The 14,394-nt window shown below is 48.6% G+C and carries 14 protein-coding genes; 3 read left to right on the plus strand and 11 right to left on the minus strand.

Annotation, left to right across the window (positions count from 1 at the left end; all coding sequences use genetic code 11):
* Window positions 1-170: 170 nt before the first annotated feature.
* From SD71_RS15720 to SD71_RS15735, 4 genes are all read right to left on the minus strand, one after another.
* Complete coding sequence (locus tag SD71_RS15720; protein ID WP_161793406.1) at window positions 171-1,808, minus strand: cache domain-containing sensor histidine kinase; 1,638 nt, start codon at window positions 1,806-1,808, stop codon at window positions 171-173.
* Window positions 1,809-1,861: 53 nt separating this feature from the next.
* Complete coding sequence (locus tag SD71_RS15725; protein ID WP_041065124.1) at window positions 1,862-3,427, minus strand: response regulator; 1,566 nt, start codon at window positions 3,425-3,427, stop codon at window positions 1,862-1,864.
* Between the two features lie 11 nt (window positions 3,428-3,438).
* Window positions 3,439-4,029: a thymidine kinase gene (locus SD71_RS15730; protein WP_041065127.1), complete on the minus strand. Its 591-nt coding sequence runs from the start codon at window positions 4,027-4,029 to the stop codon at window positions 3,439-3,441.
* Window positions 4,030-4,149: 120 nt separating this feature from the next.
* A complete protein-coding gene (locus SD71_RS15735; RefSeq protein WP_041065129.1) occupies window positions 4,150-4,614 on the minus strand; it encodes a DinB family protein in 465 nt (154 codons plus the stop codon).
* A 109-nt stretch (window positions 4,615-4,723) separates the two neighbouring features.
* On the opposite strand from SD71_RS15735, the gene SD71_RS25655 reads away from it, so the two are divergent.
* Both SD71_RS25655 and SD71_RS15740 read left to right on the plus strand, forming a co-directional pair.
* Entirely contained in the window at window positions 4,724-4,990 is a 267-nt protein-coding gene (locus SD71_RS25655; RefSeq protein WP_268747759.1) for a class I SAM-dependent methyltransferase, read from the plus strand.
* Between the two features lie 10 nt (window positions 4,991-5,000).
* The gene (locus SD71_RS15740; protein ID WP_268747760.1) at window positions 5,001-5,543 is read left to right on the plus strand and encodes a class I SAM-dependent methyltransferase; all 543 of its coding nucleotides are present in this window, start codon (window positions 5,001-5,003) and stop codon (window positions 5,541-5,543) included.
* Window positions 5,544-6,034: 491 nt separating this feature from the next.
* Here the strand turns inward: SD71_RS15740 and SD71_RS15745 are convergent, their stop codons facing one another.
* Window positions 6,035-7,378 carry a (Fe-S)-binding protein gene (locus tag SD71_RS15745; protein ID WP_041065132.1) on the minus strand — a complete coding sequence of 448 codons (1,344 nt, stop codon included), beginning with the start codon at window positions 7,376-7,378 and terminating at the stop codon, window positions 6,035-6,037.
* Window positions 7,371-8,786 carry an FAD-linked oxidase C-terminal domain-containing protein gene (locus tag SD71_RS15750; protein WP_041065135.1) on the minus strand — a complete coding sequence of 472 codons (1,416 nt, stop codon included), beginning with the start codon at window positions 8,784-8,786 and terminating at the stop codon, window positions 7,371-7,373. The genes SD71_RS15745 and SD71_RS15750 overlap by 8 nt, the downstream gene beginning before the upstream one ends.
* A gap of 124 nt (window positions 8,787-8,910) precedes the next feature.
* On the opposite strand from SD71_RS15750, the gene SD71_RS15755 reads away from it, so the two are divergent.
* A complete protein-coding gene (locus tag SD71_RS15755; protein WP_041065138.1) occupies window positions 8,911-9,666 on the plus strand; it encodes a FadR/GntR family transcriptional regulator in 756 nt (251 codons plus the stop codon).
* Here SD71_RS15755 and SD71_RS15760 read toward each other — a convergent pair.
* From SD71_RS15760 to SD71_RS15780, 5 genes are all read right to left on the minus strand, one after another.
* A complete protein-coding gene (locus SD71_RS15760; RefSeq protein WP_041065141.1) occupies window positions 9,663-10,418 on the minus strand; it encodes a DeoR/GlpR family DNA-binding transcription regulator in 756 nt (251 codons plus the stop codon). The genes SD71_RS15755 and SD71_RS15760 overlap by 4 nt on opposite strands.
* The gene (locus SD71_RS15765) at window positions 10,418-11,629 is read right to left on the minus strand and encodes a carbohydrate kinase family protein (protein WP_235427159.1); all 1,212 of its coding nucleotides are present in this window, start codon (window positions 11,627-11,629) and stop codon (window positions 10,418-10,420) included. The genes SD71_RS15760 and SD71_RS15765 overlap by 1 nt, the downstream gene beginning before the upstream one ends.
* Before the next feature lies 1 nt (window position 11,630).
* Window positions 11,631-12,791: a Gfo/Idh/MocA family protein gene (locus tag SD71_RS15770; RefSeq protein ID WP_235427160.1), complete on the minus strand. Its 1,161-nt coding sequence runs from the start codon at window positions 12,789-12,791 to the stop codon at window positions 11,631-11,633.
* Window positions 12,788-13,645 (minus strand): class I fructose-bisphosphate aldolase, encoded by an 858-nt coding sequence (locus tag SD71_RS15775; protein WP_326998713.1) that lies wholly within the window; start codon window positions 13,643-13,645, stop codon window positions 12,788-12,790. Before SD71_RS15775 ends, SD71_RS15770 begins: the two co-directional genes overlap by 4 nt.
* 140 nt (window positions 13,646-13,785) lie before the next feature.
* The gene (locus SD71_RS15780; protein WP_041061483.1) at window positions 13,786-14,349 is read right to left on the minus strand and encodes a DUF1697 domain-containing protein; all 564 of its coding nucleotides are present in this window, start codon (window positions 14,347-14,349) and stop codon (window positions 13,786-13,788) included.
* Window positions 14,350-14,394: the final 45 nt, after the last annotated feature.

Below are 14,394 nucleotides of genomic sequence, written 5' to 3' on the forward strand. Positions count from 1 at the left end.
TTTTGCCACAGTGGCTTCCCCTTTCTTGAGTAAATGACTGTTCCTATTCACCTTCAATTCTACAGTTCGGGGAATGCACATTGAACAGGGGCAATTTAATGTTTCACCGTGGATTTTTAAGTTAACTATAAAAAGACCCCCGTTACTACAGGGGTCTGAGTGATGCACAACTATACTTCAGAAATGATAGGATGCCGAAGTTGTACTCTAAATCCCTGCCCGGGATTACTCTGGATATGTATTCCGTAGTCATTGCCAAAATGGAGCTTCAGCCGTTTGTTTACATTGCTTAGGCCGATTCCGTGCTGCCGTTCACTTTCACCGTCATTGTACACTTCCAATTCGATCGGTTCAGATGAACCGGGTCCGTTGTCTTCAATAATGAAGATGATATCCAGATCACTGCGCTTCACGGTTAGCCGAATTTTCCCTTTGCCCTCCGGAAGCTTGTTGATACCGTGCTTAACCGCATTCTCCATAATCGGCTGCAGAATCAGCTTAATCACTTTAAGCTTGATCGTCTCGGGATCGACTTGAAAATACATCTGAAATGCCCGGTTGCTCCTTAGCAGCTCAATCTCCAGGTAATTACGTGCGTGCTCAATTTCCCTCTCAACTGTGGTCCATTCTTTGTCATTATTGAGACTGAAACGCAGTAGATTGGCCAACTTGGTAACCATAGACGCGATATTATTCTGGTTGGCAGACTCAGCGCGCCACTTAATCGCGTCCAATGTATTATAGAAAAAATGCGGGTTGATTTGATGATTAAGCGTTTCAAGCTCATGGCGGCGTTTGTCCGCTTCCATTTCTTTAGTGCGCTCAAGCATATCGGACATCCCCGAAATCATTTGATTATATCCCCGAACCAGTTGTCCGATCTCATCCGTACGACTGTCGTTATACCCGAAATGACCTAGTGCTCCGGTTCGTACTTTTACCATGTGTGTAACCAATCTTTTGATTGGTAAAGTAAGGCTCCTTACAATTAGGCTTAGAAATAAACTGATAAAAAGCAAACTTCCTATTACAATCCAGACGGTAAAATTTTGAATCTGATCAATGTTACCTGTTAAATCCTTGGTCGGAACTGCTGCGATAAGCTTCCAACCCTGCTCATTCAGCTTCATGTCAGCTGTACTCCAACCACCAGTCGTCGAGTACTTCTGATTATATAGATTTGCATTAGGATGGGAGATGATCTTATCTTCGCTGTCTACCATCATCATCTGATAATTATGAAACGACGACGGTAAAACAAACTCTTCCCTTAAAGTGTCATCCGGTATCTGGTATGCAATAACACCGATCGGCTCGTAGTAATAAGAGGACCGCACCGCCCTAATATAGATAAAAACGGGTTTCTTCGTGTTCTCGTCCCATACATGGAACCATACGCCTTTTCCTTGCTGCTGAAAGGCAAGTTCGAACAATTTGGGCCTTAATTCGATTTTATTCGTGTTAATAAGCTTCATATAATTGGGATAATTCCGCATATCTTTAGGGATTACATACAACTCGTAAGGACCCTGACGCTGAATAATGATTTCAATCATACGGTTAATGAAGCTTACTTCCTCCGAATAAGTCTTGGGCGGTTTTTTAGTAAGTACCTTCTGCAATTCAAGAGAGGCCATCATGTTTTGCGACTGTTTTTCTACATTGACAAAAAAATTGTTGATCTGTTGAGCATTTAACCGCACATTGTCCTCTAGAAATTGTGAGCTGACGGACTCGAGTTGTTCCTTGGATTTGCCGTATGATAAGTAACCCAAAAGTGCGACAGGTAAAAATATGGAAATTGCCATAAGAACAAACATTTTGTTGAACAACCGATTATGATTGGAAAATAATTTGATTCTCATTTTCCGTACCTATATTCTTTAGGTGTTTGCCCTGTCCGTTGTTTGAACTTGTTACCGAAATGCTGAAGATCGTGATAGCCAACCCGTTCTGCGATTTCATAAATTTTAAGGTTTGTTTCTCTCAAGTGCGTTTTGGCACGTTCAATTCGGAGGTCCGTCAAAAAATCCATGTAAGTGTGACCGGTTTCTTTTTTGAACAGCTGACTTAGCCATACAGGGTGGATTTCCAGTTGCTCGGCAATAAGCTGAAGCGATAGTTCCTCCGAATATCGAGTCGCGATGATCTTCATAGCTCGCTCGATCAATGCGTTTCCGATCTTTAAGGGCGGCATCTCCGTGCTGAGCGCGATGAAGTATGCACTGACGACCGCTTCGTATTCTTGAATCGTTCTGCATTCGTCAAGCTTTTCCCAAACTCTCATAGGAATCTCTTGGATTTCTTCAGACCTTATTTCGCTTAACGCAAGATGAACTTGCGCCAAGTAGTTCATAATGTGCCGAATAATGTCTTCTCGCCCTTCAGTTCCGTCGAAGAGGAGGGTTTGACGGATAAAGCCGCTGACTCCCGTTTCAATTAACAGTTTTTCTTTCTCGCAGATGAAAGAAGACATCTCTGCCGGGGCCCAAGAGGATTCAGTTGTGGCCATAATATGATGATGATCGGACATGGAGGAGAAACCGTTTTCATTAGAAAGCGAATGAATAACGAATGCCTTTAGAGCTTCGTGATATGCGGCGCAAATATCTTCAAACACGACTCGCTTGGAGCTGACACCTAGAGCTAATTGTATTTTTTGATATGTTTTTACTTCATCGATGATACGGCGAGACAGTACATCGACCTCTAATTCCTTGGTCAATATAACCCACCGGTTTTTTGGATCTATGAATAGAATCGAAGAAGTATGATCCGTGATCAATTCTTGAACAATATTACCGATTGCAAACGTCTGCAATGAAGAATCTTGGCCAAGGGGCTTGCCGTCTGGGTAGCCTTTGGCGTCCAGTATGATCACACAATAAGATTCATTCGCAAGCCACTCCATTTCCCATAATGAAAGTCTCTGATATAGATGTTCCTCAAGCGGTGTACGCTTCAAGCAGAAATCAATCAAATAGCTGTCCCGCATCGTACGATTACCAATCTCAGCATAGGTTGTTTGCTGCTTGAATTGTATATCGTGTTTTCTTTCTTCTTGGATAAGAAGAAGCACCTTCTCCACTTTTTCAATAAATTCTTCTGTACTGAATGGTTTTAATAAGTAATCGACTGCGCCGACCCGAATACTTCTTCTAGCATACTCAAAGTCATTGTAGCCGCTGACCACAATGACTTTAGGTTGATAATCTATGGATTTTAGAGTTTCGATTAAATCCAGCCCGGTCATGCCGGGCAGCATAATATCGGTTACAATCAAATCCGGACGCTCTGCTGTTATGATTTCTAATGCTTTTTCTGCATGATTGGCAGTAGAGACGGTGAAGTCCAGGTTGATTGCCGTTACCGCATTATGCATACCCATTAATGAATCCGGCTCGTCTTCGATAAGAAGGAGTCGCATTCCTATCACCCTTATTTCGACTTAAACGCATTATTGTAACACTTCCGGCAAACCGGCTTATAATCCTCGTTCCCGCCGATCAATATCTTCGGCCCCTCATTAACCGGCACACCGTTGCTGAACCGAATGACCATGGTCGCTTTGCGGTCGCAGTACCAGCAGATCGTTTTGATTTCTTCGATCTTGTCGGCTTGGATGAGCAGGTTGTAGCTGCCTTCGAACAGCTGGTTCTGGAAATCGTTCTTCAGTCCGAATGCCATAACCGGAATATTCAACTCATCCACGATCTGCGTAAGTTGAATGACTTGCTCTTTGTTCAGGAACTGAGCCTCGTCCACCAGTACACAATATATGCGTTTAGGTTTCATGTCCGCTAGATGCTTATGTACGAGATCATACAGATTTGTTTTATCATCGACAGGAATGGAAGGACGGGATAGGCCCGCGCGAGACCCGACCTTGTTCGTTCCTGCTCTTGTATCAATAGACGGGGAAAAAATCAATACCGGCTTCCCCTGTTCCTCGTAGTTGTGAGCCACTTTAATGATTTCAAAAGATTTGCCGCTGTTCATCGTGCCGTATTTGTAGTATAACTGTGCCAATTTCGATACCCTCCACCTGATGCTGTTAGCACTCATTATACATGACAAAATGAGTCAATTGAATACAGGCTGTCCCATCAATTCGACAACATTAATTTTTCGGAGCATTCTGGAGCTTTCTTATTGCACCTGCGCGGCTACGGCTCTTTTTTGCGCCATTATGTATCCGGTGTGCAGGCCTTCATGGCCGATCGTTAAAATGAGCAGTTCATCAAGCCGGGTCACGCCTCTGAACGGAGTAACCAAAGGCTCCGCCAAGCGTCCTTGCAGACGCTGCTGCAGCCTGCGAGGTTGTTCCTTCAACAGTTCGAATAATGTCGGCAGATCCGGCGGGGCGCTTTGCCAATCGGAGGGTTTGGTGTCTTTCATAAAAAAGCCCATTAAATTCGCATCCAGATCCGGCTGTTCTCTGATTAATTCGAAGGCAAGTCTCTCTTGAATGGTGAGGATATGACCCAGATTCCAGCGGATGCTGTTGTTGAATCCTTTCGGCACGATGTCCGCATGCTGCTCAGACACTGGCGAAACCACGTCCAAAGTACGCTTTCTGCTAAACTCGATTTGATTGAAAATGATAGATTCCATTCTCCGACACCCCTTCACCGTTCTCAGTTAATCGTTTCCATTGTATTTTACAGATAATGGACATAAAGTAGAATAGGAAAAATCACTTTTCGAAGGAGGTGAAAGCCTGGTGAGCGATATTATAGATTACTATTCACGCTTTGACGAATGGGGAAGATTAAGCCGGGAGCCGCTTGAATTCACAGTGAACTGGCATTACATCACAACTCACTTGCCACCCAATGGTGCGATCTTGGACAACGGCGCAGGACCAGGTAAATACTCGATGGAATTAGCCAAACATGGATATCGAGTAACGCTAACCGACTTAACTCCTAATCTAGTCGAGATCGCCAAAAAAAAAATCCATCGAACTGAATCTATCGGAATGCTTTGACGGATTTCATGTGTTAAACGCTGCAAATTTATCTGATTTACCAGATGAAAAATTCGATGCTGCGTTGATGCTGGGACCTCTCTATCATTTACTACAAGAAGAAGAGAGAAAAGCCGCGGTGCAGGAACTTTATCGTGTCACCAAACGCGAGGGTGTCGTTTATGTGGCTTTTCGAAGCCGAATCAACATGATTATGACGTCGCTGCAACACCCTAAGCAATGGCGGCCGCATGACAATCTGAACGCAATCGACGAGTTTTCACGAACAGGTATATTCAACCATAGCGACAAAGGAAGGTATACAGGCGCGTATTTTTTTGATGTGGATGAAATAGAGCCTTTTATGGAAAGTCACGGATTCGCAACGATCGATTTGATCGGGTCCACGAACATAGGAGTTTCACTTTCGGAAGAACAGAAACAATATTGGGAGCAGCAGGGTGAGGAAGAATATAAAAAGTTGACTGAGTTACTGATCAGAACAGCGAAGGACAAATCCGTTCTCGGTATGTCCTCACATTTAATGTATATAGGCAAAAAGAAATCATTATGAAATAGGCTCTGTTAAACTTTGTTGTTGATTTTCTTATTGAAGTAACGGGCAGTTTAGTGTAATAAGGAGACGGGAATTATGTAAAAGGCGAGCGATTAAATCTTTGAAAGAAGTGACTTTAAAACATGGATTTATCATCCCGTGTCATCTTAAGCATTGTTGCAACGTTCATTTGCCTAATAGTCATAATTCAATTGTATTTGTTTAGGAAGGAATTCAAAAAAGAGCTTTCTAAAGGACGGAGTATGTCAGACAATTTTGTAGGAAAATGGGGAAAACACTTAACGACAATGCTTGTTTTGACTGTCTTGGCTACCATTTTATCTTTAATCGTAATTATTTTGTTACGCTAACGGATACGCTAGTTTAATTAGCCGCCCTCTCAGATGGCGGCTTTCTTTTTGTCAAATATCAACATTAAGATTTAACATAGCCATGAAATAAAAAAGCAGAGTGCATACTGTTGCCGGTGCGCACTCCGCTTAGCCTGGTTACTTCTGCTTTTTCATTCGTTCATAGAGAAAGTCCACCACGTGCACAGCCTGCATTTGTCCGGACTGACCATGCTGCTCGATCCCATGCTTCATCTGCAATAAACAACCGGGATTGCTGGTCAGCAAATAATGGGTATCAGTGGCGTTTGCGTTTTCCATCTTGTGCTCGAGTAACTGCCCTGCCATCTCCGGACGCGTCAGATTGTAGATTCCAGCCGAGCCGCAGCAGCGGTCCGCTTCCTTCATCTCCACAAACTCGACGCCATTAACTTGACTCATCAGCTGACGCGGAGCATTGGAAGAACGCATAACGTTGCGCAAATGACACGAATCTTGATACGTAATACGCAGCGGGAGGGCTGAGCTTTCCGCGAAGCTTGGAACTCTTCCGTGGCTCACCAACAAATCGCTCACATCAATGACGCGCTTGGCAAACCACTTCGCATCCTGCTCCCATTCGGCATCCTCATGCAGCAGATGATCGTATTCCGTTAAGATCGCCCCGCAGCCGCCCGCATTCGAAACGATATAATCCACACCGGCTTCCTTGAACACTCGAATGTTTCTGCGTGCAAGCGACCTGGCTCCTTCGGCTTCCCCGCTATGCGCATGAAGCGCTCCACAGCAGTTTTGCGTCTCGGGTATAACCACTTCGAAACCGGCTTCGGTCAGCAATTCCACCGTATGAATGTTGGTGTCCGTGAACAGCACATCCATGATGCAGCCCCGAAAAAGGCCGACCGTTGCGATTTTCTCACCTTTTGCGGCATGACGACTGCCAATCTGCTCAACCACCCCGCGGGATGAAGCGTCCGGAAGAATCTTCTCCATTTCCCTCATATACTTCGGAAAAAGCTTCATTATGCCAGCGCCGCGAACGACTTTTCTTAACCCTGACTTTTGATAGAATCGCAAGCTGCGGCCGATCCACTGCATCCGATTCTGGTGGGGAAACGTGAAGTTAAACGCCGCTCGCCGGCTAAGCTTCACCCACCAACGGTGGTTGACCGTATGATCCTCAATCGCATCCCGCGCCTGCTCGATCAGTTGGCCGTATTTGACATCTGCCGGACATACCGGTTCGCAGGCCCGGCACCCCAGACAATTATGCATCTGCTCCTCGAACGCTTGATCCGGCGCAAGAATACCGTCCACTGCCGCTTTCATTAAGGCAATCCGGCCGCGCGGCGATTCCGCCTCAAATCCCGTTTCCCGGAACGTCGGACAAGCCGGAAGGCAAAACCCGCATCGCATGCAGTTGGTCAGTTGATCTTCATCCAGACGAAGACGCAGCTTCTGGGCGAGCGGATTAAGTGTCGTTTGTGTGAGAGGCTCAGCCACGGTTGATTACCACCCTTTTGCGCGATTCTTTGGCAAAAACTTTCCCCGGATTCAGCAGATTCAGAGGATCGAAAGCTTGCTTAATGGACTTCATCACTTCAATGCCGACGCTTCCTACCTTCCATTCGAGAAAAGGAGACTTCACAAGTCCGACGCCATGCTCACCGGTAATGGTGCCGCCAAGCCGGATGGCCGCTTCGAAAATCTCTTCGAACGCGGCTTCCACGCGATGAATCTCTTCGGCATCCCGGGCATCGGTGGTGGCCGTAGGATGAAGGTTGCCGTCTCCGGCGTGGCCGAAAGTACAGATCTGCACCCGATGCTTCTGCGCAATCCTGTTTATTTCCAACACCATGTCGGCAATTTTGGAGCGGGGCACGGTGGCATCTTCCAGGATCGTCGTTGGCCGCAGTCTGGCAAGAGCGGTAAAAGCGCTGCGGCGAGCGGTCAGAAGTTTCAGCGCCTCCTCCTGACTTTCCGCAATACTCACCCTCTCGGCATTCTCCGCACGGCAAATCGCTTCGATGCTCGCGATGTCCCGTTCAACACTCTCTACTTCTCCATCCTGCTCGATTAACAGAATTGCTTCCATGTCGAGCGGCAAGCCTAATTTTGCAAAATCGTCTACGACCCGAATGGTAGAGTTATCGAGAAACTCAAGCGTTGCCGGGATGATTCGCTGTTCAATGATCTTCGAAACCGTCCGCGCCGCACCATACAAATCTTTGTACATGGCAAGCATCGTTTTCTTATACTTAGGAGGCGGGACCAGCTTTAATGTCGCCTCCGTAATGATCGCCAGCGTTCCTTCCGAGCCGACCAGCAGCTTGGTCAGATCGTAACCCGCGACATCTTTCATCGATTTGCCGCCTGTGCGCAGAATGTCGCCGTTAGCGAGCACCGCTTCCAGACCGATCACATAGTCCTTGGTCGTGCCGTACTTCAAGCCGCGCAATCCGCCGGAACATTCCGCAATATTGCCGCCGATCGTGGACACCGCCATGCTGCTTGGGTCCGGCGGATAGAACAGTCCAAGCCCTTCAACGTATGTAATAAACTCTTTCGTATTTAGGCCGGGCTGCACGGTCGCAGTGAGATTATCCAAATCCACTTCAAGAATCCGACTCATCCGGTGCATGACCATCACGACGCCGCCTTGTACAGGTACGGTGCCGCCGGACAAATTCGTTCCGGAACCCCGCCCTATTACGGGGATACGGTAACGGTGAAGCACCTTCATGATATCCGACACCTGATTCGTATTTTCCGGATAGATGACTGCATCGGGTAACGCTTGGAGCATCGGGGTGCCATCATAGGAGTGTGTAACTAACGATTCAGGGTCGTCTTTGAACAACTTATCGCCCACAATAGCTTTCAGCTCGAGTCTAGCTTCCTCTTGAAGCAATTTGCACACCTCATTTGCTATAATCGCAATATATTAATCAGGTCATCTGATGACTTTTGTTAACTTTTAGTATACTCTGATATGTAAATGGAGCAAAGTGGAAATTTTGAAGGATGTGACTAGAGTGAGCACAGCAAGTGATCGCCCGTTGAAGCAGCATGAATGGGTATTGAATGATCTGAGCAAACAGTTGGAGGAAGGCAAGCTTGCGCCCGGAGACCGCCTCGCATCGGTTGTCGATTTGGCCGCGCAATACGGCGTTGGGAGGTCTACGATTCGTGAAGCTTTAAGCGCTCTAAAAGCAATGGGGAAGCTGGATGTCAGACAAGGCGGAGGAACGTTCGTGAAGCCGGTAATTACAGGTTCTGAGCCTGGTTCGCAGCCTTTGCATCCGGCATTGTCGGACCCCGAATCCTGGGTGCACCGCGCAGCTTCGATCCGTCATATTCTCGAAGTGAGGCGTGTGCTGGAGACGGGGTGCGCATCTCTCGCCGCCCAGAACCGGACGGATATGGATCTTTCCTCGATGGCGGAAACACTGCACAGCATGGAGAAAAATTTGGGCGACGAGTCGTTTAACGAGCAGGCGGATATCTTTTTCCATCAACAGATTGCTGCTGCGACGCACAATCCCGTGCTGAACGACCTGATGGGCACACTCTCGCAAAAGCTGCATGGCAGTATGAAAGATATGCGAGCATTGTGGATTTATGCGGAACGGTCTTCGACGGAGCGGCTTCTGCAGGAGCATTATGCGATATACCAGGCGATTGCAAACCGGAAGCCGTCTGAAGCGGCTGTCCGGATGGAGACGCATATCACCAAAGTTGAACAGGTGCTCGAAGAGAAAGCCTCGGATCACACTCAGCCTCCTTCCTAACCGAGTAGGATCTCTACGCCGGCTTTTTTTAATGCGCGAAGCAATGCGGGGTCCGGCTTTTCATCCGCAATGATTCTATGCACACTGGCGAGGGATGCGAAAGAGACGAGCACCTTCTCTCCAAACTTCGTGTGATCCAGCACCACATTGACTTCGGCGGACTGTTTCATGGCGATTTTCTTGATCTCCGCTTCATACACATTGGAGTTGCTGAATCCATGCGCTTCGTTCACACCCGTCGCTCCGAGGAAGATCCGGTCGAAGGCCATGCCCGAGAGCATTTCTGCAGCAATCGGTCCCACCAAAGAGGACGTCGTCTCCAGAATCATGCCGCCGGTTACCAGGGTGGGGATTTTCTTGCTCATAAGCTCGACCGCTGTATTGAGCGCATTGGTCACGACGGTCACATCCGAACCCGGCTTTAAGTAACGCGCCACCTGAAAAGTGGTCGTGCCCCCGTCAAGAAAGATCGATTCCCCAGGCCGAATCAGCTCCGCAGCCTTTTTGCCGATGCGTATTTTCTCTTCCGTCATGACACCCGTTCGCTCATGGATGGCAATATCTTTGCCGATCAGGATGGCGCCGCCGAAAGTCCGTTTGGCGATGCCTGCGGATTCAAGCTTCTCCAGATCGCGGCGGATCGTCATTTCGGTCACAGATAACGTTTCCTTCAACTCCGCTACCTTCACTTCGCCGTCCGTGTTCAACATCTCAAGAATCTGTTGCTGCCTCTCATTCAATAATGCGCTCATCAATTGCGGTTCCTCCCGCTAAAGTAAACTCCGGTATTGCTGTCATGCTCCCAGCCGGCAAAGTGGGCAGCAATCGGCTTCTGTGCCCAGCCGCTTGCCATTCGGCTTCGTACTTCTTCCCAGCTTGGAACGCCGCTCGTGGCATCCGCCTTCTCGACATTGCACGCTCCGACCGCTACCGCGGCGTGAAGCACTTCTTCAATCGGAACCCCGCGAAGCAAGCCCGCGAGAAACCCGGCAATCGTGCAATCTCCTGCCCCGGTGGTGCCGGCCACCTTCACCTCGTAACAGGGTATAAGCAGTTCGCGGCCCAACCAATCCGCTTGTGCCGCCGTCTGGGGCGCACCAAATCCCATGGCCGCAAGGCGGCCGGGATCGGCAGTCGTTCTCACGTACAAACCATGTTCGCCAAGCTTCAAAGCCACGATCGCTGCTCCCATGTCCAGAAGTTCCTGGGACAGCGAATTTAACAAATCGCTGTCGGCAAAACGAACAAGCTCAGTCGTCTGATAAGACCGTACCAGTGAATCGAAAGTATCTCGCTGCAGCATATACAGAATTTCCTCAAAGCTGGGCATGAAGACATCAACAAACGGAAGCGCCTTCGAAAGAATGAGCCGCCAATCCGCCTTCCCCGCAACCGACTCCGGATCGGGTCTGGCCATATCGAGCGATACCGTCAGACCTTGCGCTTTGACTCTAGATAAGAGAGTCTGCAGCTCCTCTCCATCTTTCTCATACATAAGCTGCATCAACGGCGGATAACCGAAGTGAAAAATCTTCGCTCCATGCAACGCTTCCGGATTTACTTCAGCAGCGGCAAACGTGTCATTCGTTCCGGTACAATGCAAAAATATGCGATCCACATTGGGCGGATTGATCACGATCGAGTAGGAGCTGACCCCTCCGGGCGACTTGATCATCCCGTCGGCCAAGCTGTCCCCGTATCGAGCCAAAGCATCGATAATCGCCTGCCCGAATAAATCGTCGCCAACTTTGCCCATGAGCTTGGTCGCTATACCGAGACGATGCAGCGCCAATCCTGTGTTCGAGACAGCACCTCCGGTAGCGGTCAAAGCAGGTCCGACGTCGACAAGCTTACCCGGAATAAGAAGGGCGTCCATGCCGCCTTGTTTCTCCTGAATAAGGGGGATGACATCCAGACAAATATGTCCTGCAACAATGATGTCCGAAGCCTGTCGTTGGTCCAACTTAATCCCTCCAATTCACCTCAACCGTATCACCGGTGCGCTGAGATTCCAGAGCAGCTGTAAACACGAGATGGCTGCCTGCCGCTTCTTCCGGTGTGGCACACCCGAACGGCTGCCGCATTTGGCCGGCATGCGAAATCTCGTCACAAAATGCAGCCCACATTTGGAGAATGGAGTCCGAGAAGCCGAATTCGAAAATACCGCCTGTCAGCGTATCGTAAGCGGATTTGTACGGAACATCAGCAATATGCCATGCTTGCGGCTGCCCCTGCCGATAAGGGAGCGAAGCGACTTGTTTCGGATTTTTCGTCGAGTATTCTGCTGAAAATTCCGTGCCTTGAATCTTGATGAACCAAGTGTTGGCGTGACCCGGAGCGATCCGCTTGGTGGACAGAACCATAGGAAAGCTCTGTACTTCCGTTTCGACCTCGCACGCAAGGATCGCATTATCCCATGTTTCGCATGGAGCCATGCCGCCTTTTCCGTCGGGACGCTGATTTACGACTTTGGACAGCAGCGCCCGAACGTTAGCCGGCTTCCATCCGAAACGCAGCGGCAAATGCAGCACATGCATGCCAAGATCTCCCATACATCCGTACTCTCCATTCGTTGCAGCCCTTCGTTTCCAATTGATCGGCTTTACCGGGTCGAGATCGCTAGAATGCCAGAAACCCGCCTCTACTTCAATAATTTTGCCGAAGCGATTTTCCCGAACCCATTGGATGATTTGCTGAGCTCCCGGGAAGAACGGAAATTCGGAGGAACATCGGACGATGACGCTGGGATTTTCACGAATTGCTTGCTGAATCAAACCATTCGCCTCTTGATCGATACCGAACGGTTTCTCGCCAAGCAAATGCTTGCCCGTATTAATGATGTCCACATAAATTTGTGCATGCAAATGGTGCGGAACGGCGCAGTAAACAGCTTCCACCGCCGGATCGGCGAGTAATTCCTTATAATTCGAATAAGTCCGTTCAACAGTCGGCACACGCTCCCGGAACCACTCCGTTGCGTCGGGATTCGCATCGCAAACCGCCACGATGCGGGGCTCGAAGTCGACATCGGACAGGTGACACCAACGAGCGGCGGCGCTGGCGAACTCCTTGCCCATGAGACCGCAGCCGATCACGCCGAATCGAATGACTCTGCTGACCATCATCGTCCGTCCCCTTTCAGAAGTGCCAACCCCTGCTCGGCAGTTGCTCCATGATGCACAATGGCCATCAGCGCCTTGGTCATACCCGCGGGATTCGGGTGCTGCACCACGTTACGTCCATAGACGATACCCGAGGCGCCTTGCTCCATTAACCGCACGGTACGGCTCATAATTTCCTCATCGCTTGCACGCCCGCCGCCGCGAACGAGTACGGGTATGCCGCAAGCGATTTCAATTACCCGATGGTACTCGGACACGTCGTCACAGGGATCCGCCTTGATCACATCCGCACCAAGTTCAACGCCTTGACGCACCAACGGCATGATTTTACGAATATCTCCATCCACCATATAACCGCCCTTTTGTTCGTTTGGAAGCATGACCAAAGGTTCGACCATGAGCGGCATTCCGTACTTCTCGCATTCTTTTTTCAAAAGGGATATATTTCGCACACATTGATGATGAAGCTCGGGCTGATTCGGCAGTGACAGTAGATTCACACAGACAGCCACTGCATCCCAAACGACCGCCTGCTCAACCGCACGCTCGATCAGCTCGCTGAACAGAAACTTCGGCAGCTCGGCGCCGTAAATGTTCGCGGCATCCGCCCGCAGCACAAGTCCCGGCTTCTGCTTTCCTTTCATGGACTGCAAATGCCGGGCTTGTCCGGTACTCAGTTGAATACAGTCGGGGTTCGCATCTACGATGGTCTCGACTGCTTGTTTCATGTTTTCTATTCCAGCCAAAAAGGTAAATTCATTAAAAAAGCCATGGTCTATCGCTACATCGAAGCATTTGCCCTGAGCGCTAAACATTCGATTCAAACGTGGAGAAACGGACATGAAATTCAACTCCATCGCGAGTTTTAAACGAACATTTGTGTATCGTTTATAACATTATAGTAATGGATAAAGATGGTCATGTCTACGAAATGTAAAATTGTTATTCATTTTCTCCAAACAAAAAGAAGCCGGTTCACTTGAGCCGGCTTCAAATTTCATTTAACCTCTATAGTATGAGCTAGGGCGACGAGCTTGTTCATCGTTTTCCAGTTACGTACGGTCACCGGTACACCTAACTTCTCAAGGTTGGCCGCAAGCTTGGAATTGCGTACGCTGTCCCGGAACAAAAGAAACACTTCTTTGCCAACGACCCGATACTGATCGTTTACGCTTTGGTAAGGCTTCAGCCGTTCAATCCCTTCCGAGGAAGGCTTCTCAAGTAACAGGCCGACGTACAGCTTCTCTCCTTCAGAGAATGCCTCCGCTTCGGCTACTTCCTGCTCTGAGAACGGGCAACTGGCAGCAATTCTTTTCAGCTCTTCCGCTGTTCTTAAAATAACTTTTACCGGGAAACCAAATACCGCCTGAATTTCATGCTCAATTCGTTCACGCAAACGTTCTTCCTCATCATTCGATTCGAACAGAACATTACCGCTTTGGATATAGGTTTGAACCCGGCTCAGCCCCATAGCCTCAAACATCCGCTTCAATTCAGCCATCTTAATGATGTTCTTTCCACCTACGTTAATGCCTCGTAAAAGCGCGAAATAAATTGCCATCCGTCTCATCAGCCTCTCTTGAACAGCTTGCTATGTTCAGCTAAT

The sequence above is a fragment of the Cohnella kolymensis genome (genome assembly GCF_000829465.1).
Lineage (GTDB): Bacteria > Bacillota > Bacilli > Paenibacillales > Paenibacillaceae > Cohnella > Cohnella kolymensis.

Excerpts from the sequence above, each read along its gene's own strand:
- SD71_RS15720 (WP_161793406.1), bottom strand. The coding sequence starts at position 1,808 with ATGGCAATTTCCATATTTTTACCTGTCGCACTTTTGGGTTACTTATCA.
- SD71_RS15725 (WP_041065124.1), bottom strand. The coding sequence starts at position 3,427 with ATGCGACTCCTTCTTATCGAAGACGAGCCGGATTCATTAATGGGTATG.
- SD71_RS15735 (WP_041065129.1), bottom strand. The coding sequence starts at position 4,614 with ATGGAATCTATCATTTTCAATCAAATCGAGTTTAGCAGAAAGCGTACT.
- SD71_RS15760 (WP_041065141.1), bottom strand. The coding sequence starts at position 10,418 with ATGAGCGCATTATTGAATGAGAGGCAGCAACAGATTCTTGAGATGTTG.
- SD71_RS15770 (WP_235427160.1), bottom strand. The coding sequence starts at position 12,791 with ATGATGGTCAGCAGAGTCATTCGATTCGGCGTGATCGGCTGCGGTCTC.
- SD71_RS15775 (WP_326998713.1), bottom strand. The coding sequence starts at position 13,645 with ATGGAGTTGAATTTCATGTCCGTTTCTCCACGTTTGAATCGAATGTTT.
- SD71_RS15780 (WP_041061483.1), bottom strand. The coding sequence starts at position 14,349 with ATGGCAATTTATTTCGCGCTTTTACGAGGCATTAACGTAGGTGGAAAG.